At 36.3% G+C, this 20970-nt stretch carries 24 protein-coding genes; 10 read left to right on the forward strand and 14 right to left on the reverse strand.

What is annotated here, in order from left to right; all coding sequences use genetic code 11:
• Positions 1–19: 19 nt before the first annotated feature.
• The gene (locus ACQKNZ_RS14495; protein ID WP_144539009.1) at positions 20–1252 is read right to left on the reverse strand and encodes an EAL and HDOD domain-containing protein; all 1233 of its coding nucleotides are present in this window, start codon (positions 1250–1252) and stop codon (positions 20–22) included.
• Positions 1253–1403: 151 nt separating this feature from the next.
• Here ACQKNZ_RS14495 and ACQKNZ_RS14500 point away from each other — a divergent pair, with 151 nt between their 5' ends.
• From ACQKNZ_RS14500 to ACQKNZ_RS14510, 3 genes are all read left to right on the forward strand, one after another.
• Positions 1404–2180 carry an enoyl-CoA hydratase-related protein gene (locus ACQKNZ_RS14500; RefSeq protein ID WP_144539011.1) on the forward strand — a complete coding sequence of 259 codons (777 nt, stop codon included), beginning with the start codon at positions 1404–1406 and terminating at the stop codon, positions 2178–2180.
• Between the two features lie 67 nt (positions 2181–2247).
• Entirely contained in the window at positions 2248–3684 is a 1437-nt protein-coding gene (locus ACQKNZ_RS14505) for an FAD-binding oxidoreductase (RefSeq protein ID WP_427660529.1), read from the forward strand.
• Complete coding sequence (locus ACQKNZ_RS14510; RefSeq protein ID WP_427660374.1) at positions 3681–4217, forward strand: MFS transporter; 537 nt, start codon at positions 3681–3683, stop codon at positions 4215–4217. Before ACQKNZ_RS14505 ends, ACQKNZ_RS14510 begins: the two co-directional genes overlap by 4 nt.
• Positions 4218–4270: 53 nt before the next feature.
• Here the strand turns inward: ACQKNZ_RS14510 and ACQKNZ_RS14515 are convergent, their stop codons facing one another.
• The 6 genes from ACQKNZ_RS14515 to ACQKNZ_RS14540 form a co-directional block, all read right to left on the reverse strand.
• Entirely contained in the window at positions 4271–4744 is a 474-nt protein-coding gene (locus ACQKNZ_RS14515) for a GNAT family N-acetyltransferase (RefSeq protein WP_427660376.1), read from the reverse strand.
• The gene (locus ACQKNZ_RS14520; protein ID WP_427660378.1) at positions 4741–5067 is read right to left on the reverse strand and encodes a hypothetical protein; all 327 of its coding nucleotides are present in this window, start codon (positions 5065–5067) and stop codon (positions 4741–4743) included. Before ACQKNZ_RS14520 ends, ACQKNZ_RS14515 begins: the two co-directional genes overlap by 4 nt.
• A 181-nt stretch (positions 5068–5248) precedes the next feature.
• Positions 5249–5416 (reverse strand): hypothetical protein, encoded by a 168-nt coding sequence (locus tag ACQKNZ_RS14525; protein WP_191697627.1) that lies wholly within the window; start codon positions 5414–5416, stop codon positions 5249–5251.
• Entirely contained in the window at positions 5409–5939 is a 531-nt protein-coding gene (locus ACQKNZ_RS14530; RefSeq protein ID WP_427660380.1) for a GNAT family N-acetyltransferase, read from the reverse strand. The genes ACQKNZ_RS14525 and ACQKNZ_RS14530 overlap by 8 nt, the downstream gene beginning before the upstream one ends.
• Before the next feature lie 7 nt (positions 5940–5946).
• Complete coding sequence (locus ACQKNZ_RS14535; protein ID WP_427660382.1) at positions 5947–6966, reverse strand: serine hydrolase domain-containing protein; 1020 nt, start codon at positions 6964–6966, stop codon at positions 5947–5949.
• 10 nt (positions 6967–6976) lie between these two features.
• Positions 6977–7450, reverse strand: a complete 474-nt coding sequence (locus tag ACQKNZ_RS14540) for a GyrI-like domain-containing protein (RefSeq protein ID WP_427660384.1) — start codon at positions 7448–7450, stop codon at positions 6977–6979.
• Positions 7451–7540: 90 nt separating this feature from the next.
• On the opposite strand from ACQKNZ_RS14540, the gene ACQKNZ_RS14545 reads away from it, so the two are divergent.
• Genes ACQKNZ_RS14545 through ACQKNZ_RS14555 form a run of 3 tightly spaced genes read left to right on the forward strand, consistent with a single transcriptional unit; the run spans position 7541 to position 10609 of the window.
• Positions 7541–8443 carry a DoxX-like family protein gene (locus ACQKNZ_RS14545; RefSeq protein ID WP_427660386.1) on the forward strand — a complete coding sequence of 301 codons (903 nt, stop codon included), beginning with the start codon at positions 7541–7543 and terminating at the stop codon, positions 8441–8443.
• Between the two features lie 11 nt (positions 8444–8454).
• On the forward strand, positions 8455–9063 hold the full coding sequence (locus tag ACQKNZ_RS14550) for a DUF4166 domain-containing protein (RefSeq protein WP_427660388.1): 609 nt from the start codon (positions 8455–8457) through the stop codon (positions 9061–9063).
• Positions 9053–10609 carry a YndJ family protein gene (locus ACQKNZ_RS14555; protein WP_427660390.1) on the forward strand — a complete coding sequence of 519 codons (1557 nt, stop codon included), beginning with the start codon at positions 9053–9055 and terminating at the stop codon, positions 10607–10609. The genes ACQKNZ_RS14550 and ACQKNZ_RS14555 overlap by 11 nt, the downstream gene beginning before the upstream one ends.
• A 219-nt stretch (positions 10610–10828) precedes the next feature.
• On the opposite strand, the gene ACQKNZ_RS14560 is transcribed toward ACQKNZ_RS14555, so the two are convergent.
• The 3 genes from ACQKNZ_RS14560 to ACQKNZ_RS14570 all read right to left on the reverse strand — a co-directional run bounded on the left by ACQKNZ_RS14560 (position 10829) and on the right by ACQKNZ_RS14570 (position 12379).
• Positions 10829–11599 carry a class I SAM-dependent methyltransferase gene (locus ACQKNZ_RS14560; RefSeq protein WP_427660392.1) on the reverse strand — a complete coding sequence of 257 codons (771 nt, stop codon included), beginning with the start codon at positions 11597–11599 and terminating at the stop codon, positions 10829–10831.
• 137 nt (positions 11600–11736) lie between these two features.
• A complete protein-coding gene (locus tag ACQKNZ_RS14565) occupies positions 11737–12126 on the reverse strand; it encodes a DUF378 domain-containing protein (RefSeq protein WP_427660394.1) in 390 nt (129 codons plus the stop codon).
• Between the two features lie 76 nt (positions 12127–12202).
• Positions 12203–12379, reverse strand: coding sequence for an asparagine synthase (locus ACQKNZ_RS14570; protein ID WP_144539033.1), 177 nt, complete (start codon positions 12377–12379; stop codon positions 12203–12205).
• 338 nt (positions 12380–12717) lie between these two features.
• Between ACQKNZ_RS14570 and ACQKNZ_RS14575 the strand changes: the two genes are divergently transcribed.
• Positions 12718–13257, forward strand: a complete 540-nt coding sequence (locus ACQKNZ_RS14575; RefSeq protein ID WP_427660396.1) for a 2'-5' RNA ligase family protein — start codon at positions 12718–12720, stop codon at positions 13255–13257.
• 37 nt (positions 13258–13294) lie between these two features.
• Here the strand turns inward: ACQKNZ_RS14575 and ACQKNZ_RS14580 are convergent, their stop codons facing one another.
• Together ACQKNZ_RS14580 and ACQKNZ_RS14585 are read right to left on the reverse strand one after the other, a co-directional pair.
• Positions 13295–14383 carry a mechanosensitive ion channel family protein gene (locus tag ACQKNZ_RS14580; protein ID WP_427660398.1) on the reverse strand — a complete coding sequence of 363 codons (1089 nt, stop codon included), beginning with the start codon at positions 14381–14383 and terminating at the stop codon, positions 13295–13297.
• Between the two features lie 98 nt (positions 14384–14481).
• Positions 14482–15357 carry a DMT family transporter gene (locus tag ACQKNZ_RS14585; RefSeq protein ID WP_427660400.1) on the reverse strand — a complete coding sequence of 292 codons (876 nt, stop codon included), beginning with the start codon at positions 15355–15357 and terminating at the stop codon, positions 14482–14484.
• Between the two features lie 345 nt (positions 15358–15702).
• Between ACQKNZ_RS14585 and ACQKNZ_RS14590 the strand changes: the two genes are divergently transcribed.
• The 3 genes from ACQKNZ_RS14590 to ACQKNZ_RS14600 all read left to right on the forward strand — a co-directional run bounded on the left by ACQKNZ_RS14590 (position 15703) and on the right by ACQKNZ_RS14600 (position 18358).
• Positions 15703–16401, forward strand: a complete 699-nt coding sequence (locus ACQKNZ_RS14590) for a response regulator transcription factor (RefSeq protein ID WP_427660402.1) — start codon at positions 15703–15705, stop codon at positions 16399–16401.
• A 19-nt stretch (positions 16402–16420) separates the two neighbouring features.
• Positions 16421–17503 carry an ATP-binding protein gene (locus ACQKNZ_RS14595; RefSeq protein WP_427660404.1) on the forward strand — a complete coding sequence of 361 codons (1083 nt, stop codon included), beginning with the start codon at positions 16421–16423 and terminating at the stop codon, positions 17501–17503.
• Between the two features lie 69 nt (positions 17504–17572).
• A complete protein-coding gene (locus ACQKNZ_RS14600) occupies positions 17573–18358 on the forward strand; it encodes a M15 family metallopeptidase (protein ID WP_427660406.1) in 786 nt (261 codons plus the stop codon).
• Between the two features lie 84 nt (positions 18359–18442).
• Here ACQKNZ_RS14600 and ACQKNZ_RS14605 read toward each other — a convergent pair whose 3' ends face one another.
• Both ACQKNZ_RS14605 and ACQKNZ_RS14610 read right to left on the reverse strand, forming a co-directional pair.
• Positions 18443–19762: a gluconate:H+ symporter gene (locus ACQKNZ_RS14605; RefSeq protein WP_144539045.1), complete on the reverse strand. Its 1320-nt coding sequence runs from the start codon at positions 19760–19762 to the stop codon at positions 18443–18445.
• Between the two features lie 367 nt (positions 19763–20129).
• Complete coding sequence (locus ACQKNZ_RS14610) at positions 20130–20966, reverse strand: class II fructose-bisphosphate aldolase (protein WP_427660409.1); 837 nt, start codon at positions 20964–20966, stop codon at positions 20130–20132.
• Between the last annotated feature and the right edge of the window lie 4 nt (positions 20967–20970).

Raw genomic sequence — 20970 nt, forward strand, 5'->3', positions numbered from 1 at the left:
CCGAAAATTGGCAGTAGTATTATTGAGTAACTATTTCAGAAGCCCATCGACGGGCCTCCTTATAAAAGTTATTAAGTGAGGGGAAATCAATACCAATTGTCTCAGCACCTTCAAACATATCAGTCCAGCGTACCTCGTCATAAGCAATAGTTAAGTCTAAGAAAGCCGTCAGGTCTGTTTTAGTACCAGACAGAGTCGCTGCTACTTCATCTGAAAGAGGTAATTCTCTTACTAGTTGCTCCATTTCTCTATGCAATAATGTATCCATTAAGGAGAACATCCCTACCAGTAAATATTCAGAGGAATTATGTAGACGCTTTTCTTTCGCTAACAGCTCACAAAATTTCGCTCTAAACAAGGATGCCTCTATAATAGCTAGTCCGTCTCCGTTATGTGTGTTATGTGCTTCACGCAGCATTAATACATGAATCCAATGATTGATTTCCTCAAGCCCGAGCATCAATACACCCTGCTTGATCGATCGAACCTTGGAGCGAGTTTTAATAGCTGATGAATTAATCAATTTGAGCACCTTAAAGGTCAAAGAAACATCACGTTCAATTTCAATAGCTATTTCATCCAAAGTGGCTTCCTCATTGCGCAAAAGACTAATCAGTCTCAAATACTGCATTATATTACCTGGAATCTCCGTGGACTTAATGATTTCAGGTTTGGCAAAAAAGTAGCCTTGAAACAATTTATAGCCTGCTGCCTTTGCCTCATAGAAATCGATACGGGTTTCAATCTTCTCTGCAAGCAAAACTATATGAGGATAATTAGTTTGAACAATCTTTTCAACAGCATTTCGCTCCTCTATTGAGCTAGAAAGAAAGTCTATTTTGATGAAGTTAACAATACTAAATAATTCTTCATAGTAAAGGACATTATTTTTCAGTACAAAATCATCTAATGCCAAGAGGAAGCCCATTGCTTTTATCTGTCTAATATTTTGTATAATACTTGGGGTAATTATAATGTCCTCTAAAATCTCCACCACAATTCTGTTGGAAGGAAATCTTTTTAAAACTTCCTTATCGAGAAGATTTTCAGTAAAGTTGATAAAGCATAGCTTATCACCTGCAAGCTCATTTATACCTATAGTAAGAAATGAATGCGTTAGTACATCAATCGTAGCCATATCTGCATCCACTTCTGGGAAAGAATTGTCTTCGTTGTTTCTATATAACAATTCAAAACCGAATAACGATTCGTTTATATTAAAAATTGGCTGTCTTGCAATAAAGATATCCATTTTAATTCCTCTTGTTCTAAGAAATGTAATTTATAACTATTGTATCAAAAAAAGTAAGGAAAAACGACCTATTTTTTCCTTTAGTGACAGAATAATCATAAAATGATATGTTAAGATATGAGGAACTTATCGTATTTTAGGGGGAGATATAGTGGAAACCATTGCTTATGAACAACAAGGTAATATTGGATATGTGACATTAAATAGACCCGAGGCATTGAATGCATTCAATTACGACATGCTACGCGAGCTTGGAGAAATAGCCGAATCCATTCGCATTAATCCTGACATTAGACTAGTAATCTTTACAGGCTCTGGCGAAAAGTCCTTTAGTGTTGGGGCTGACTTAAAAGAGCGTAGAACATTAACAGAGCAACGAGTAAAGCGAAATATATATAAAATAGGTGAAGTATTTTCTATGATTGAAAACCTGCCACAGCCAACCATTGCCATGTTAAATGGTTATGCTTTTGGAGGTGGTACTGAGCTGGCACTCGCATGTGATTTCCGGATTGCAGCAGATGACATTCTAATGGGACTAACGGAAACAAGCTTGGCCATCATTCCTGGGGCTGGTGGGACACAGCGTTTGCCACGTTTAATTGGAGAGTCGAAGGCGCTGGAGCTTATCTTAACAGCTAAGAGATTAACAGCACATGAAGCATTCACATATGGACTTTTAACTAAAGTTGCTAGTCGTGAAACGTTAAAGCAGGAAACCGAGAGCTTCGCAGCCCTTATCCTTGCAAATGGCCCTGTAGCACTTCAGCAAGCGAAATTTGCCGTAAAAAAAGGAATGAACGTAGATTTACAAACCGGCTTACAAATTGAACGTAAGGCTTATGAGGTCACTATTCCAACCGAGGATCGTGTAGAGGCATTAAATGCATTTAACGAAAAAAGAAAGCCTGTTTTTAAGGGGAAATAATACAACAAAAGGGATATTGTCTTAATGGCACTATCTCTTTTTTATCTATATTAGGAGGAGAAAAATCATTAATAAATCTCGTATCCTTTTTAGTGTCATTTACATAGTTTTGTTCGTCGCATCTTACACACTTTTTCAAACAAAACAAGCTACCCAACTCGTTGAAGATTCTGGGGGTTTATTGCCAGTCAAAATGAAGTCAATTGAATCTACTGGGAAAGTAGAGGATATTCAAAGAATTGTGCAAGAAGCGAGCCACAATAAAGAGACTATTTCTATTGCAGGTATGCAGCATAGCCAAGGGGGACAAACCTTATATCCGAATGGGATTTTACTAGATATGAAGGGGTATAACAAAATACTAGAGCTAGATGAAAAAAACAAAATGATAACAGTTCAAAGTGGAGTAACATGGGCAGATATTCAATCCTATATCAATCCCTATGGGCTCTCTCTTAAGGTCAGCCAGTCTCAGAATATTTTTACTGTTGGAGGTTCATTGAGCGTAAATGTTCATGGAAGGAATATTGAGTATACCTCCTTAATCGATACAGTTGAATCTTTCCGACTACTGAATGCTGATGGGGAAATTCTTCATGTTAGCCGAAAAGAAAACGCTGAACTTTTTCCTTTGGTTATAGGGGGTTACGGATTATTTGGAATCATTTTGGACGTTACATTGCATTTAACGGATGATGAGCTGTATCAAATACGTACCAATTCCTTTGCCTTTGATGAATACAGCTCCTATTTCCGTGAACAAATTTTACAGGATAAACGTGTCAAAATGCATTTAGCCAGAATTTCTGTTGCACCCAACAATTTTTTAGAGGATATGTATGTAACTGATTACTACTTAGCAGACAATCAATCATTACTGGAAAGCCATTCAAAGTTAAAAAGAGAAACAATAATTGCGATCCCTAAGTTTTTCCTGGGTCTCTCCCGAATAAATGACTGGGGTAAGAATATATTTTGGAATACTCAAGAATCGTATAACCAAAAATTAGAGGATACGTATATTTCCAGAAACAACGTTATGCGCTCTGAGTCGGCATTTATGGAGTATGATAACCATAGCAAAACGGAAGTATTACAGGAATATTTTATACCAATAGATGAGTTTAGCACCTATATTGAAGATTTGAGAGATATTTTAAAGGATGAACAAGATTTTAACCTTCTTAATATTACTATTCGTTACGTGAAGAAAAACGAAGAGGCTGTCATGTCCTACTCAAAGGATGATATGTTCGCACTTGTCCTGTTGGTTAATCAGGGAACAGACGAGGAAAGTATGCAGGAAACGACACGCGTCGTTCGAAGTATCATTGATATTACTTTAGCTCATGATGGAAGCTATTATTTACCCTATTATCATTTCCCAACAAGGGAACAACTAATAGAAGCCTATCCGAGAACAGAAGAGTTTTTTTATATGAAAGAAAAATATGACCCTGAAAATAAATTTATGAATATGTTCTATAAGGAGTACCACCAATGAAATACAAAAAATTCATCCTCTACCAAGGCATCATCGGAATGGCATCCAGTATGATCTTTCCTTTTTATGTTCTTCTATTAAACAATGTTGGAAGAAGCTATTCTCAGTTCGGTTGGGCTTATGGATTATTTGCTCTTACTGCAGCATTAACCTATCCATTTGTCGGTAAACTTGCAGATAAAATTGGAGATAAGCTTTTGCTTATTCTGTATTCATGGGGAATGGCTGTTATTTTGTTAATTTTCCCATTAGCCTACGAGATATGGCATGTATATATGCTTCAAATTTTTATGGGAATATTCGGCGCCGTTCAGAAGAACTCTGAAAAAACAGTACTTGCTCGGAATGTAAAAAAAGAATCTGCTGGAAAAGAAATTGGTACGTACCATATTTGGACATCTATCGCTGCAGCAGTAGCCGTAATTGCCACCGGCTATCTTGTCGACTTTTTAACTATCGGTACTATCTTTTACCTAGCCTCTATTATTTTTGCATGGAGCGGTCTATATATTCTTAAGCTCAAAATAGAATAATAGTTAACTGGTGAGACTTCAACGAAAAACCACAGCAAGACAGCCAAAGAGATTTACTCCTTGGCTGTTTTATAAATCATTTTGACAAATTCATAGCTTCCTCCGTTAGTAACCTGTGAAAAATTACTAACCTTTTCAAAACCTATTTTCTTATAGGTAGCTATAGCTCGCTTGTTAAAGGCAGCGACAGATAAAGTAATGATTGTCGGTTGAAATCTATTTAGTGCAAACTGCATGCCTGCTTGCAAAAAATCTAATCCTCTTCCCCTACCCGTTAAATCTGGACGCATGCCTAGTCCAATATCAATTTCCCCAGGGGATACGGAAGTAAAGCCAAAGAAGCCGATGATTTCATCATGCTCCAAAACGACAAAATAAGAATCACCGCGGCTTATCGGATTTAGAAATTCTTCCAAATCTTCTTTATCAGCCTCCATATTATAAAAGGAATATGGTTCCTCATAATGCCAGCTATAGGCAATAACATTCGCCTGATCTTGAGTCATTGGTTGAAGTGTATAGTTCAAGCACTTTTTCCTCCCCTCTTACCCTGTCTTACAAAATAAATAATAGGGTTTAATAAACTCAACAAAGTTATAGCGAGGAACATATAGGTCGAAACTATATCACCTCCTAAATTAAGCTTATCTACTATAATTCCTTCTATATAAAGCATTTGGGCACACGCAACTATAGAAACAAGAGAAATGCTAGAAATAGTGAAGCTCGTTAACCATTTTCTTTGTATAGGGAGAACTACTATTATAAATAACATCACAGACAAAAGTAGAAACGTGATAAAGACAGGTCTCATTAATGTAAACGTACTAAAAGCTTCAAAACTATACATAGGAGGCACTCCCCATTAGGAAATAGATAAGGAACAGCAACAAAAAGAATGTACATACTGCTCCCAACAATTTTTGATTTTGATAGTTTTTTCCTGTCTTCAATTTCTCAAGTAACACTATTAAATTTAAAAACCACCAAACCCCAAGCAACGGAATGATTATAAGGAGCCACATCATACCTTAATAATCTTCTGTTTTCTTCTTGTGTAAAATTTCTTTTAAAGTGTTGTGGATGTTAGTGAGACTGATTATTATAAACCCTAGCATAACAAATGTAACAATTTCTCCTGTAAAAAATGAAACAACTCCTAACACAATAAAATACAAAATATATATCCAATTATTCATAAAATCTATCTCCTTTTAGCACTTTCCCCATAATGACATATGGCTCATCATTTGGAGAAGGAATAAAATTATCTTTTACCACTACCCAACCTAGGCTTGTATACAATGTCTGAGCGGCTAAATTAATTACCTGAGTAGTCAATATAGACGTTTTCCTATGAGAATTGTTTACCAATTTATCGGCCATTTTCCTACCGAAACCATTTTTCCGATAAGAGGGATGAACCGCTAACTCTACAAATTCAAAGCAATCACTTAACCACATTTCTATTTCATCAGAAGTAAACTCCTTTTCTAGAAGCTCGCGGTAATACTGCCCCTTCTCCGACTTGTAGCCATAGGCAAATCCCACACACTCGTTTGTATCGCTGTAAGCTACAATTCCTAAAAAACCTTCGTAATCTGCATGCCTTTGAATTCGTTCGAAAAAGTCATCCTCTTCTTTTTTCCATATTACTTGATAAAGCATAGCCATTTCCTCTGCGGTATGTACGCTATGATCAAATTGCTTAAAAATAATCATTTATTGTTCACTCCTTTAAACTCTTCATCACACTATCGCCAAAGGACCTTATATCCGCTAGAAAATCATGGTTTTCTGGAGAACCGTAGCTATTAACCATTCGGACTGCCACTATATCGTGATCGGGTATCACAAGCACTGCAACGCCTGTAAACCCTAAAATTTGATAGGAGCCACGCGGGACCAATTCCCCAATCTCCGTCTTTTTCGCCAATAAATCCTTCACAAACCAAAGGAATCCGTGCTGAGGCAGATCCTTATCTATTGTACCTGGACTTATAAGGGAAGTGGATAGTTGAATAATTTCTTTTGGTATAACCTGCTTGCCGTCTATAAATCCTTGCTTTAGATGAAGGTACCCCCAATAAGATAGGTTCCTTGCTGAAATGAACATATTGATTTGATCACCTTCTGCACTGCTTGTAGCTACTTTTTTTGGTTGACCGGTTTCACTAATTACTTCGGCGATTTTTGGACCGATTTCCGTATACCAGCCAGTCTCGTTTAACTGTAAAGGCCGAAACACCTGCTCCGTTAGTAGATCAGCTACTGTTTGTCCTGTCGTTATTTTTACTAATTCGGCTAGTAATTTAATATTAGTCTGTCGATATGCCCAGCTTTCCCCGGATAAAAACTCTCGCACGATTTTCCCGTCCTGCTCGGTTAACCCATGCGTGTGTGTCAATAGGTGTCTAATCGTCGTTCCACGAAAAATCTCTTCCTCTAGATTTGCAATATACTTTGTCACTTCGTCATCAATCGAAGCGATATAGCCATGATGTACGGCATATGCTACCGCGAAACCTATGTAGCTCTTTCGAACAGAAGCTACATGGAATTGTGTATCTACTTGAATATTTCTGGAATTAGTTCTAGTCGATTGAGTACCCCAATATTTTTCTAATACAATTTCATCCTTATAAATGACGATAGCAGCTGCTCCAGATGCAAAAACCGATTCATATGTATGCTGAACATGCTCCTCTACTAAACTGAATTGATTAGTTAGGTTATTTATTAGTTGCATTCCTCTATCCTCATTTCCATTTCAATGTATCTAATAGCTCTACATCTAAGTTGTGACTATCCTTCCAGCTAGTAAATATCTCTAAATGCCATTTTTCCTTTGCTCTCTCATATTCTGTTTCTTCTATTCTATTATGGAGTACGTTATAGGAATTAAATATTTCATGATTCGGTCCTCTATGTCTATATGATCCATATCTTTGAGGAGGAATTGTTAAAGCCATCATATCTTCTGGAACATTCACAAAATCCGTTACTTCTACACATACCCAATAACCATCTTCCTCCTCAGATTGAGCATCTACTATGAATGCCCCTATTTGGACTGATGGGTTCTTAACCAGTCGAATTTCTCCTATTCTTCGGTCTAGCTCTAGAGAAGCTTTTGGGATTTCTTTACCAAATTCTTCTCCAGGACACAATACGCGAAGTCCGATTAACTTCAGCTCCCTTAAATCCTTAACCCATTCATGTACTATTGTCATCTAGATCCTCCTTTGAAAGCCCATATATTATCCCTATTCTATATACCTCGTACAAAGTCCTTTATGATATTCTAAAGGAGAGGTGGTAATATGAAAAATAAACCAATTTATGTAGAGACTACAATTTACACAGATATGGACAGATTATGGGAGGCATCTCAAGATCCCTCACTACATGAGCAATGGGATTTGCGTTTTTCCTCTATCACTTATTTACCTAAAGAAGAAGATGAACCACAATTGTTTGAATATAAAACGAATATTGGATTTGGATTAGCCGTTGCCGGTTGGGGAAAAAGTGTCGGTACCTTTCATGCTAATGATGATTCTAGAACATCCTCCCTCCATTTCGGTACCGATCAATGGATCTCTCCTATTAGCGAGGGAAAGGGTTATTGGAAGTACATTCCAGAAAAACAGGGGATTACCTTTCTGACTCAATATGATTATGATGTACGGTTTGGAGGACTAGGAAAAGTAATCGATCGGCTGCTTTTTCGACCAATGATGGGATGGGCAACAGCGCTTAGCTTCGATGTATTAAAGAGGTGGCTAGAAAAAGGTGATGCACCATCTGGACAGTTTATACGATTTTTCAGTCACTGGATTATCACCATCTTGTTCTTCTTAGTGTGGGTATATCATGGTCTAATTCCTAAGCTAATCCTAATGCACCCTGAAGAAGTATCGATGACCCAAGGCTTGCTTCCCTTTACCTTCAATGAAGCGCAAAATATAGTAGCAACAGCTGGGGTAATAGAAATTGTATTTGGTCTCCTATGGTTACTATATAAAAATAAAAGAAGATTATTAAAAATCCAGTTAATCATTTTTCCTTTACTCACGCTTACTACAATAATAGGAGACGCTACAGTTTTCGGAGATCCATTTAACCCATTAACGTTTAACCTATCCTTGTTTGCGTTAACGATTATCGGTTTGTTCGTTAGCAACGATATACCTACAGCAAAAAACTGTAAACGTTCAAGATGAGGAGCTTAAATATGTCCATCTACAAAGAAATGCTAGGAGAACAATTTCATAGACTCCATCCTATGCTTAAAAGTCGATATACTATTGCACCCCATACAACCTTTAAGGCTACAGGAGTGATGACGAAGATAAAGGGTGGGCCTAGATGGCTATCCCCCTTCTTTCTTTTAGCTACTCGCTGGAAGTTTTTATTTCCCGAGCAAGGAAAAAACATACCATTTCGAATTGTAAACAAAGTTCAAATTGGTCCAAATGGAGAACAACAGGTCGTCTGGGAAAGAACATTTTTTTTCCCGAAAAAAACAAGATATTTTAATGCATTGATGAGCCTAGATCCAAATGGTCTTGTAAAGGATTATCTAGGCGAGCCTAGCTTGTTCTACTCTGAACTTTTTTTCCTTGTAACAGAGGAAGGTAGTATGCAAATAGAATCTAGGAAACAGCGCTTGGTTATTGGAAAACTAGAAGTCTCTTTACCTAAACTATTAAAAGGGAATGTTCTTGTGAAAGAAAGCTATCTAGAAAAACTAGATGCGTTTTCCATCCATGTTTTAATTACCAATCCTATACTAGGCACCTTGTTTGAATATGAAGGAGTGTTTCAGGCAGATGACCTATAAATGGACCGCCATTCTACATACTATTTTATTTCTATTTGTCGCCACCTTTAGTGTAACTCCATGGTATTTTCTAATGTTGACCGTGGCACAAATTTTATTTGTGCCGCTTGTATTGAGATTAGTTTTAAGAACAGAGCAGAGAATTTATTTTTTAGTCATACCTGCTATTATTGCAGTTTCTTTGTTACAGATGATAGGTGAAACAAAGTTTGATATTCTACTAGCATTTATATATTTACTTTTTACTTTTGTAGTAGCTACCCATGGATTTAAACGCTTTGTTCAAAGAGGATTTTCCCACATAGAAGAGTTTGCTATTGATATGGGGTTCATGTATTTATTTATCGGTGGCCTTTGGTTTTTTGCCTCTATAGTCGAGTTAGATACAGGATTTTCACCAATTTTGACTTGGCTGACAGGCATCCACTTTCATTATTCCTCCTTTCTTTTGCCTATTTTCATCGGGTTTTTAGGAAGAATATATAAACCAATTGGCTATAAACTACTCACTACGATTATTTTAATATCACCGATGGTAGTGGCGATTGGCATTACTTTTTCCATCTTAATAGAATTTGTCTCTGTCATTCTTTATATCATTGGAATTTACGGATTCATAATTTTGTCCTTAAAGACAACATATAAAAATAGCTTACAGAAACGTTGTGTCGTGACATCATTCGGAGCTTTAGGAATTACTATTATTTTTTCTCTTCTCTATACAATGGGAAATGCCTTTGGGTTATTTGGAGTCACGATTGACTTCATGTTGAAGTTTCACGGATTTCTCAACTGTGTGGTCTTTGCCGCGATTGGAGTCGTCGGATGGTCTATTTGGACTCCTCCTACCAGACATTTAGGCTGGAGCTTTCCAGTAAGCAATATTAGAGGGAAATGGAATGTCGGAGAAAAAATACTATCCAACCATAAAGGAAACTCCAGCTATAGTGGACTAGTAGATGATATGAATGTATATGTGGACAGTAAAGCACTACCTTCAAGGATTATCGACTTTTATGAAAACACTCAGCGCTATCGTTTGTTTTCTGAAGTCAGTTGGCATACATGGTTTAAGCCTTTTGCAGTTATTTACAAAGTCTTTAGTAAAAAAATGCAACAGCTGAATCTACCGATTTCCTCTAAACAAATGGAAATGACAGGTAACATTGTAGCTATAGAAGATGGCCGAATGAAGACGAGAGCTTGGATTCGCAAAGTTGAGCAGGATGTCATCTTTGTCGCTTTATATTCCTTGCACCAAAAAGGCGACAAAAGCTATATGAATATTGCCTTACCACTCCCTTGGTCGACTATGATTGGCATATTGGAATTACATGAAAAGAACGGGAAGCTGCTGTTAACTAGTAAGAGAGCATCAACCTCTGACGCTGGAATTTACCTCGCCTTTAGCAATAATGTCTTTAAGCTTCCTCTGGAGGAACAATTTCTTTTAGAAGAAAACAGTGATGTACTAACTGCAAGACATCAGATGCGAATCTTTTCTGTTCCCTTTCTGACAATCAAATATAAAATTATTTGGAAATAGTTAAAAGCGCAAGCTCCCTTTGACGGGACAATACATGCTTAATTTCCACTATATACTGACACTTTCCTTTGGGAGAGCGATAAGTCATCTCCGTCGCTATGCGCGTTGTATGGTGATGTCTTATCTGTCTCACTCATCACATTGGAGTCGCCTGTCGCTTCAATTAATAAATAATAGAAGGTTGAGAATGAAAGACTATCTTTCTATATATTAAACTTACTACTTTTCAAGTTCTTCATCGAATTGTAATTTGCTACATTTAATAATGAGAGTAGTCGGTATAAGCTGTGCTTTTTCAAATGAGTACCATCTATTCACATGGCGTTGTAAATCTGCCTCCTCCGAATACACCTCTTCTATAACTTCTTCGATTTTAAAACCAGCGTTTATAAGCTTATTGATATATGTACTAACTTTAAATTGTTGCATGATTGCTTGAGTATCCCAAAATTCATGGTCATACGGACCTTCCTCTTGATAGGATTTGTTGAAAATAAAGCTTCCTTCTTCATGTTTCACTCTACTATGTAAAGGATGCTCCCAGCTAAAAACAAAAATACCTCCTGGTTTTAAATAGGAATGGACATTCTCTAACGTTTGATCTAAGTCTGTAGTCCAACCAATTGCAAAAATAGAATATACTACATCAAAATAGTTTAGTGGCAATCCAGGATTCGTTTCCATTGGTGACTGGAATAATCTCACTAAAACTTCTTGTGTCTTTAACAATTTTTTTGCAGCGTTAATCTGGTTTTCCGATAAATCTATACCCCAAAGCTCTCCAGCGCCTCTCCTTCCCATATACAGCAAGGAATGGCCACTTCCACAGCCAATATCCAATACTTTGAGATTTGCTACTTCTCCAAAAAGATTCATTTGCTCCTCACGCGGAGCCATTGGTCCATACTCTGGAAGAGGGTTTCTTCCATAAAAACGTTCTGCTGATTTTTCCCAGCTTTCTTTATTTATCTTCAATGACTCAATATTCATCTTTTTCCTCCATATAATCCAAATTATTTTCTTTTAATATTCGCTATTTGCTCCTATTATCCTTTTGTTTGCATATAAAAAAACTGACGAACGTTAAAACGTTCGTCAGTTTTCCTAGTTCTAGTTCTCATACAGAATTATTTCTTCTTTTTCTTAGAAGTTTTTTTATAATAATTCGATTGAGGGTTTGTTGTTGAATTACCAGTCGAAGCTTTAGTTTGTGGATCTGCTGCAACAATAATTTCCTCTTCTTCTGCAAATTCCGTATCATAGCTTAAATTTCTGTAAGCTTGACGATTACCGTCTTTGGAAGAACTCGTACTGTTTTGTTCGTCCTCTTGGGCAAACAGAAGTGGTATACATGCTATTCCGCTCAAGCCAACAAGTGCGTACACTACTCGAGCAAACGCAGAAGTTTGTCCACCGAAGATAGATGCTACTAAATCAAACTCAAAGAATCCGATTAAACCCCAGTTTAATGCACCAATAATAACTAATGCTAAAGCAATTCGGGATATTACTGACATGGACCAACACCTCCTTCATTTTGTGTATGTGAAGCTAGGTAATAAGAAAGGAAAAACGAATTCCTCCATTTGAATCTTAGCGACGGTGTTCAACTAAATCGATTGCTCCTAACACTATATGTGCCAGGCCAAAACCGATAATTGAACTCGTTATTAATGGTGAGATGCTTCTATTGTTCCTCAACGCTACTCCAGTTGTAGTTACTGCTGTCCCTAACACTGTCGGGATTAATCCCTCGCGAATACTCTCCATAAAAACACTCCTTTCATTAATTGCTATGATTCGTTCTTATCTTTCGCAATAACTATCTGTTTATACAACTCATCGAATACAAGGGAAATTATGATTTTGAATGGTTTTCATTTGCTCTAAAATTTTTACATCTTTTGGATTTTCAGTAAGTATCTATATGATATAATTGTGCAAATAAATACTCTATATGAAGAGGCTGACAGGATTGGGCTTGTTGGTAATAATGGCATTGGCATACTTACCAATCTTTTATAGAATACATAAACGACTGGACAATTTAGAAAAAGAAGTAGAACGCTTAAGAAATGAGCGTTAACTAATAAAAAGGTGTGTGTATTATGTATGGAATAATTGCTTTATTTGATGAAGAAACCGAACAACAGATTATCGAGGTATGGAATGATTTGAAAGATCAAAACATCTCTTCCTATGCATCTGAAGTCAAAGACCGAAAACCACATATAACTATTGCCAGCTATAAAAACTTAAATGTTGAACAATATATAAAAGAAATGGATCGCTATTTGGAAGAGAAGGTTTCATTAACTATTTCTTTTGAAACGATTGGGTCATTTATCAATTCTGGAGCACTTTTTTATTCTCCCCTAGTTACTAAAGAATTAATGGATTTTCATATGGACTATCACGAACATTTCAAAAAAATTCAAGAAGAAGACTCGTTATACAATCCAGGTCGTTGGATTCCCCATTGTACAATTGCTAATCGTTTGACTAAGGAAAAACTATTAGAGGCCATGCATCATTGCTCACATAACCAAACATCCATTTCTGGTTTTATAAAAGAAATTGCCTTGATTGACACATCGATGGTAGGATATGCACCTATTTTATATTCCAAAAAATTAAAAATTATATAAAGAAAAAACCGCCAAGAGATAATCTCTGGCGGATATATTATTCCTCTGTTTTCATCGTTTCATTCTGTACTAATTCAGAATCCACATAAACTTTTCGACTTTGAAGGGCAATGGAAACTCCTTCGCGTTCTAAAATTTCCATTATACTAAAGTTAATATCTTCTTTTACCTTTAAAAACTCAGCCCAAACAGTTGTATTAGTAAAGAAATATAAGAAAATATCATACCCATTTTCTTTAAATGCATCAAATTTTACGAAAATCGTTTCTGGGTGAACTCCTGAATGCTTATTTATTAGCTTTTCAATTTCTTTTACTACTAGCTCTAATTTTTCCTTAGGCGTCTCTTGAGATACTCGTAGGTTAAAATTAATTTGTCTTTTACCCATTTTACTCCAGTTTGTAATAGGACCATTTGCAATAGTCGCATTCGGTAACGTGACTACTGCTTGTGCAAAGGTTCGTATTCTTGTGCTTCGGAAAGTTATATCCTCCACTGTTCCCTCAACATCAGGAGTTAAAATCCAATCCCCTATTCTGAAGGGCTTTTCCGTGATAATAACAAAACCACCTAATAGATGAGAAAGAGCATCCTTTGCAGCAAAAGCAATAGCTACTCCTCCTAAACCTAGTCCTGCTACAAATCCACTTACGTTATAACCAAATTCCTCAGCAACAACACTAAAGCTAATGACAACAATAATAACTCGTAAAGCCTTTGAAAGAAAAGGAATGAGTATATCATCGATATCGAGGTTATATCTATTTCTCATTTTAGTAAAGAAAGTAGAAGAATCAGATGACATATTATATAATCCCCAGCTAATAAGAATAATATAGGAAACTCTTATAAGCACCAGGAAGAATTTATTAGTTTCATCAAAGTGTGGAAAGAAGCTAGCTGCTACATAAATACCGACTGTAATAAACATCCACTGAATAGGCTTTTCAAAAGAACGAAAAAGATTAGTCAATGTATCGGTCGGAGTTTTATCGCTTAGCCTGATTAACAGGTTAAATACATATTTTGAGAAAATTTTCCTCAAAATAAGAAACACTAATAGTATACCAATAGATATACTAAGGTTCTTCCAAAAAATATACGTGATAAAGATAGACCAATCCATAAAACAAAATACCTCCTAACAAAATCAATCCATATCATAACACAAATTCTTACTAAAATTTAATGATTTGCTGTTATTAGATAGATTGAAAATGTCCCTTATATGGAGGTTCGCCTTTTTTTCAATAAGTTAAACTTTGTTTCTGAAATAACAATAGCTAATAGTATTAGTATCGCTCCCACAAGCATCTTAACTGTTAATACTTCACTTAATATGATGACCGAGAATACCATTCCCCAGAATGATTCCGTTGATAATATAATAGCCGCTTTTGTTTCTGTTATGTACTTTTGAGCAACCGTCTGCATTAAATAAGCAATCGTTGTTGAAAAAACACCCAAGTATAACAAATAAAGAACTCCCTCTGTTTCAACAGAAAAAGTCGTCTCTCCCCTAAAGAATACAATAATCCAAGCAATTAAAGCCGATGTACCCATTTGTACTATCGTTAATACAACTGGATCCTCTTTCTGAACGAAGATAGCAGTGTAAAAAATATGAAATGCAAAGGCAACTGCACAGCCTAGCGTTAGCAAATCTCCCACATTAATCTCGGCAGACAATTTTAAAGATAGAACTGCAACACCAGCTATTGCTAATATTGCCCCTGTTAGTTCATACATATCGATTTTCCGCTTGTATATTAAAAAACCGATAAAAGGTACAATTACAACATTTACAGCGGTTAAAAATGCATTTTTGGACGGAGTTGTAAATTGAAGCCCCACCGTCTGTAAAGCAAATGCAACATACAAAAATACCCCCAGCACTATTCCGCTTAACAAAGAACGCTTTGTAAGTCTTTTGAACTTTTTAAAAAACAAAACGCTTAATAATAATGCGCCCATTAAAAAACGCACTGCCAATATTTGATAGGGTGTATAGTGCTCCAACGATACCGCACTTGCTACAAAGCCGCTCCCCCAAATAATAGCGGTAACAATTAACAATATTTCTCCTATGTATCTTTGCATTCTCTTCACCAACCTAACCAATTTCATACCTGTAAGTATATCGTATGGATTGAATAAATAACTATTTTACTTTAAAAAACAAGTCAAGTTCTTGCAGGAATAGTTTACAAAAAAATGGTTGATTTCCGTTTTAGCCGGACGCGTTCCGTGGAGGTGAGCGATGAGCCATCGCCCCTGTGATGGCTCATCTGTCTCACTCTGTACAGCTTGATGCAACAAATTCTTCTAATAAATGTTAAGCTCTTTACTTCATAAAAATTTAAGATTTATCGTCTATAATAATTATATTTGCTAAGATTGACCTATATTTATAACAATTAATATTGAAATGGAGGCATTTTCACCTTGAAAACAAGAACAATACTAATAATTGATGACGAAACAGAAATTGCCCAACTTGTTTCGATTCATTTGCAAAACGAAGGATTCAAAACCTTACAGGCACATAATGGCCTTGAAGGTCTTGAAATATTTAAGAATAATCCTATTGATCTCGTCATTTTAGATATTATGATGCCTCATTTAAATGGTCATGAGGTGCTTACACAAATACGCCAAACACATCAAACACCGATCATTTTTTTAAGCGCCAAGCAATCAGATTTCGATAAAATCAGCGGGCTTGTCATCGGCGCAGATGATTATATGACAAAGCCCTTTAATCCTTTAGAGTTAGTCGCTCGGGTTAAAGCACAATTAAGAAGAGCCTTTCAGTGGAGTCAAACTGAACAGACAAACATGAAGGATATTATTCAACTTCAAAATCTCATTATCAAAGCAAATGAAAGAACCATCACGGTAAATGATGATAAAGTTGATTTAACCCCAAAGGAATTTGATATTTTATTATTGTTAGCAAGCTCCCCTAACCAAGTATTTAGTTCTGAGCAAATCTTTGAAAAGGTTTGGAAGGAGCAATATTTTGAGGGGGCTAATACAGTCATGGTTCATATTCGCACGTTGCGAAAAAAACTAAATGATTCGAACAAAGCTAAAAAAATCATCGAAACGGTTTGGGGAGTAGGCTATAAAATCAATGAATAAATTTATACACAGCTTCCGCATGCGCATTATTTATTTGTTTATAAAAAGCTTACTCATTGCAGCATTTATTACATTTTCTATTTATAAGCTATTGCAGCTTTATTACCGAAAAAATGTTTATTACGGTGACACCTATATGTATTACCGTCAATTGATGCGACAAATCGGCGATGTCTATGTATTCATGATCATTTATATACCGTTGGCCATTATCATTTTCTATTTGTTAACAAGGACGTACACAAAATATTTTAAGGAGATTTCTGAGGGCATCCGTCATTTAGCAGATGGTGACTTTTCCTACAAAACACAAATTTCCTCAAATGATGAATTCCAATACATTGCGAAGGATATTGATGAGGCAAGCACCCGATTGAAACAAGCAATTGAATCACAAGCATTGTCTCAGAGTAGTAAAGAAACATTGATTGCCAATTTAGCGCATGATTTACGGACACCATTAACGTCTGTCATTGGTTATTTAAACTTATTGCAAAATCAACTCAACTTAACGCCTGCACAAATAGAAGAATACACAAAAATTGCCTATAATAAATCACAATATTTAGAGGAGCTCATTGAAACATTATTTGATATTTCTAAATTAGATTTATCTTTAACTTTAAACACAACGGAACAAACGACTATTAATATACAACAATTACTTCTTCAATTGATTAATGAAATGTATCCCCTCATTGATGAGAGGGATGCCAAAATCGAAGAAAGTATTGAACCGAATCTATTCACTATGGGGAACGGAAAGGAACTAGCACGTGTTTTTGAAAATTTATTAAGTAATGCCCTACGATACGGTGACTTGACAGAGCCTATACAAATCATAGCCAAAAAAACTAGCAAGACAATCGAGATTCGCCTCAGTAACCACGGTAGACCAATTTCTGAGGATGACCTGCCTCACCTTTTTGATATGTTTTATACAGTAGATCAATCGAGAAGTTTACAAAAAAAGCAAACGGGGCTAGGTTTGTATATAGCCAAAACAATAGTGGAAAAACATCATGGGTCCATCCATGTTTGGAATGGAGAGCAGAGAATTCATTTTGAGGTAACGCTTCCTCTCGATTTAAGAAATATTTAAGCTTTTACCCACTTTCTATTTAAACTCTCTTCCTTAAGCTAGGAACTATTAGAAAAGGAGAGAGTTTACATGAAAAAAATATTAGTGGCCATTGTATTGATAATTATTGGTTTTCAATTCTTTTTAAAGAATTCTCCAGCTCTAGAGCAGGAAATCCCGTTGCATAATGAATCTGTCCACAATGGAGAGCTAATCTTAGTCAATAAAGAAACAAAACTACAGCAAGACCCAACAAACTTAGCTGTTATTCCATCAAACCTATCGAGTAATGTCGTCGTAGATTCAGAGTACCTGCTTGAAAAGAAAGTCATTGAACCTTTACAGAAAATGTTTGAAGAAGCTGCTAAAGATGGTATTCATCACTTTAAAATCAATAGTGCATACCGAAGCGGAAATCTACAACAGCAACTTTATGAGGAAAATGGTGCTAGTTATGCACTTCCTGCAGGATATAGCGAACATCAAAGTGGCCTTTCCTTAGATATTGGATCCACTCAAGGTACGATGGAGAAAACGCTAGAAGGTGAATGGCTGGCAAAGAATGCTGCTGATTACGGCTTTATATTACGTTACCCCAAAAACAAAGTAGACGTTACGGGCATTGCTTTTGAGCCCTGGCATTTCCGCTATGTTGGTCTGCCTCATAGTGTCATGATGGAGAAAAAGGATTTTGCGTTGGAGGAATATTTGTTATTTTTAAAAGAAGAGCGACATTATAAAAAACAAATAAAAGGTATTACTTATTATGTACAGTATGTTGAAAACATGGAGGTTGCTCACATACCAAATACTGATCAAGTTAATATTTCTGGAGACAATCATACTGGGTATATCATTACTTCTGTTATTAATTAATGCGATTCATGGTTATAAAATAAAAAAAAGTGAAGAAAAGCCAAAATCGGCTTGTCTTCACTTTTTTAAGAACCTTTAACATACTTAAACAAACATATTTAATATTAAGACTCCTGCTAATCCAACTAAGGAGATAATCGTTACCATTACAGACCATGTTTTAATCGTTTTCCCGATAGACAGGTTAAAGTATTCTTTATAAATCCAGAACCCTGCATCATTTACATGAGAGAAAGTTACACTACCAGCACCTGCTGCTAATACCATAAGCTCTGGACTTACACCAGTAATACCAACTAAAGGCGCTGCTATACCAGCAGCAGTCATACCAGCAACTGTAGCAGATCCAACTGAAATCCTTAAGATAGCAGCAATTAACCACGTCATTAACAATGGTGAAAGAGTAGAACCAGCCATTATATCTGAGATATACACATCAATTTGACTATCAATCAGCACTTGCTTGAACGCACCGCCTGCAGCAATAATTAGAAGAATCATAGCAATCCCACCAACTGCATCAGAAACAGATTGCATTATATCCTTCATCTTTTTGCCTCTGTTTATACCAAATGTAAAGAATGCAAAAATTACTGACAATAGCAATGCCACGTTTGCATTACCGATAAAATCAAAGAACGGCATAACAGCTGAATCAGGTGCAATAATTTCGACCACTACCTGAGAGCCTATTAAAATAACCGGCATAAGAGAAGTAATAATACTTGTAACAAATCCTGGCATCTCTTCTTCCGTGAACTCTTTAGGATTAAATAAACCCTTTGGAATCTCTACCTCTAAAAAATCCTTTTTAAATAACTTTGTGTATAAAGGACCTGCTAGAATAATCGCTGGAATCGCAATTAAAATTCCATATAGCATTGTTTTACCTATATTGGCATCAAACACACTTGCCACAGCAGTTGGTCCAGGATGTGGTGGTACGAAGCCATGCATAGTAATTAGTGCGGCTATAACCGGCATACCAATGTATAAGACTGGTACTCCAGCGGCAGTTGCAATTGTAAATACTAAAGGAATCAGTACTACTACTCCTGTTTCAAAAAACAACGCAATTCCCACTACAGAAGCTGTAAGTACCGCAGCTAGCTGGACTCTCTTTTTACCAAAAGAGTTTATCAGAGTATTGGCTATTTTCTGAGCACCACCTGAGTCTGTCATTAGCTTACCAAGTATTGCTCCAAATACAATAATCATCGTCAGACTTCCGAGTGTTCCCCCTAGCCCGCCTTGAACAGATGTCATAGCTTCTAAAGGGGTCATACCTTCTAATATCCCAACGACTAAAGCAACTAAAATCAATGAGATAAAAGCGTTCAACTTGAATACAATCATTAATAAAAGTAATAGGGCAACCCCTATACAAATAGATACTATTGGCATTGTAATCCTCATTCCTATATATGTTATTTAAATTCTATTTATTTGAATCAATTTCAAAAGTCATAATTATATAAAATGATAATACGGAAATAAAAAATAGAAATACATAATTTTTAATCATAAAGTATAATTGATTTTCGCTCTAAGCGGACGCTTTCCGCGGGGGGAGCGATAAGCCATCACCGTCGCTTACGCGTCGGGTGTGATGTCTCATCTGTCTCACTCATCCCGCCGGAGTCGCCGCCTGCCGCTACAATCAACCATGTGTTAAATAGACATTTTTTATCAGTAAAGTGCTCAGGTTAACTTAATTAAGATAAAATTTTAGAAATAAATAGATAAAGTACTACTTATAAAGTTTACAAACTTATTTATTTGCAAATAGACGAACAAATTTCGTCATTACTGGTTCCATTGCTTGTTGCATTTCAGACATAACAATTGATAGATGAACCATATCTTTAGAAGCTAAGTAATCTTGCATAAATGAAACGGCAGCCATTGATACTTCTGTATTGACGTTCACTTTACATATACCAAGTTGGACTGCTTCTTTTACTACAGCCTCTGGAGTACCAGAGCCCCCGTGTAAGACTAACGGAAGATCTACTGCTTGCTGGATTCTCTTTAGTAAGGGTAGATCTATCTTTGGCTCTCCCTTATACATACCATGCACCGTACCTATCGCTGCAGCAAGGAAATCTACTCCTGTAGCTTCCACAAACGCTTTGGCAGCCTTTGGATCGGTTAAAGTTCCCGTTCCCTCTTCCTCATCAGAAAATTCTCCTTTGGCTAAAGATCCTATTTCTGCCTCTACAGATACACCTGCCATATGCGCAATTTCAACTATTTCCTTTGTCAGGCGGACATTTTCCTCGAATGGATGTGCAGAACCATCAAACATTACTGAGGTGAAACCACATCTAATAGCGCGGATAATAGATTCTTTTTCATAGGCATGGTCTAGATGTAAAGCAACCGGCACTGTTGCTTTTTCAGCCATCGCTTTAACCATTGCTGCAAATCCCTCTACATCAACTGTCGGGAAGTATCTTTCTCCTAATGCAATGATGACAGGCTGATTTTCTTGTTCTGCTACCTTGATCGCTGCTTGGACTGTTTCTAAGCTATATACATTAAAGGCAGCAACAGCATATTGATTGCGCTGAGCATCTGTTAGTATTTTTTTTGTATCCACTATCATCTTT

It is taken from the genome of Psychrobacillus sp. NPDC093200, from assembly GCF_050280345.1.
In the GTDB taxonomy this organism is placed as follows: domain Bacteria; phylum Bacillota; class Bacilli; order Bacillales_A; family Planococcaceae; genus Psychrobacillus; species Psychrobacillus faecigallinarum.

Bases quoted from the DNA above. Each gene is read 5' to 3' on its own strand.
- ACQKNZ_RS14495 (WP_144539009.1), bottom strand. From the start codon at position 1,252: ATGGATATCTTTATTGCAAGACAGCCAATTTTTAATATAAACGAATCG.
- ACQKNZ_RS14510 (WP_427660374.1), top strand. From the start codon at position 3,681: ATGAAATACAAAAAATTCATCCTCTACCAAGGCATCATCGGAATGGCA.
- ACQKNZ_RS14520 (WP_427660378.1), bottom strand. From the start codon at position 5,067: ATGTATAGTTTTGAAGCTTTTAGTACGTTTACATTAATGAGACCTGTC.
- ACQKNZ_RS14525 (WP_191697627.1), bottom strand. From the start codon at position 5,416: ATGAATAATTGGATATATATTTTGTATTTTATTGTGTTAGGAGTTGTT.
- ACQKNZ_RS14530 (WP_427660380.1), bottom strand. From the start codon at position 5,939: ATGATTATTTTTAAGCAATTTGATCATAGCGTACATACCGCAGAGGAA.
- ACQKNZ_RS14535 (WP_427660382.1), bottom strand. From the start codon at position 6,966: ATGCAACTAATAAATAACCTAACTAATCAATTCAGTTTAGTAGAGGAG.
- ACQKNZ_RS14540 (WP_427660384.1), bottom strand. From the start codon at position 7,450: ATGACAATAGTACATGAATGGGTTAAGGATTTAAGGGAGCTGAAGTTA.
- ACQKNZ_RS14545 (WP_427660386.1), top strand. From the start codon at position 7,541: ATGAAAAATAAACCAATTTATGTAGAGACTACAATTTACACAGATATG.
- ACQKNZ_RS14550 (WP_427660388.1), top strand. From the start codon at position 8,455: ATGTCCATCTACAAAGAAATGCTAGGAGAACAATTTCATAGACTCCAT.
- ACQKNZ_RS14555 (WP_427660390.1), top strand. From the start codon at position 9,053: ATGACCTATAAATGGACCGCCATTCTACATACTATTTTATTTCTATTT.
- ACQKNZ_RS14560 (WP_427660392.1), bottom strand. From the start codon at position 11,599: ATGAATATTGAGTCATTGAAGATAAATAAAGAAAGCTGGGAAAAATCA.
- ACQKNZ_RS14565 (WP_427660394.1), bottom strand. From the start codon at position 12,126: ATGTCAGTAATATCCCGAATTGCTTTAGCATTAGTTATTATTGGTGCA.
- ACQKNZ_RS14570 (WP_144539033.1), bottom strand. From the start codon at position 12,379: ATGGAGAGTATTCGCGAGGGATTAATCCCGACAGTGTTAGGGACAGCA.
- ACQKNZ_RS14575 (WP_427660396.1), top strand. From the start codon at position 12,718: ATGTATGGAATAATTGCTTTATTTGATGAAGAAACCGAACAACAGATT.
- ACQKNZ_RS14580 (WP_427660398.1), bottom strand. From the start codon at position 14,383: ATGGATTGGTCTATCTTTATCACGTATATTTTTTGGAAGAACCTTAGT.
- ACQKNZ_RS14585 (WP_427660400.1), bottom strand. From the start codon at position 15,357: ATGCAAAGATACATAGGAGAAATATTGTTAATTGTTACCGCTATTATT.
- ACQKNZ_RS14595 (WP_427660404.1), top strand. From the start codon at position 16,421: ATGCGCATTATTTATTTGTTTATAAAAAGCTTACTCATTGCAGCATTT.
- ACQKNZ_RS14600 (WP_427660406.1), top strand. From the start codon at position 17,573: ATGAAAAAAATATTAGTGGCCATTGTATTGATAATTATTGGTTTTCAA.
- ACQKNZ_RS14605 (WP_144539045.1), bottom strand. From the start codon at position 19,762: ATGCCAATAGTATCTATTTGTATAGGGGTTGCCCTATTACTTTTATTA.
- ACQKNZ_RS14610 (WP_427660409.1), bottom strand. From the start codon at position 20,966: ATGATAGTGGATACAAAAAAAATACTAACAGATGCTCAGCGCAATCAA.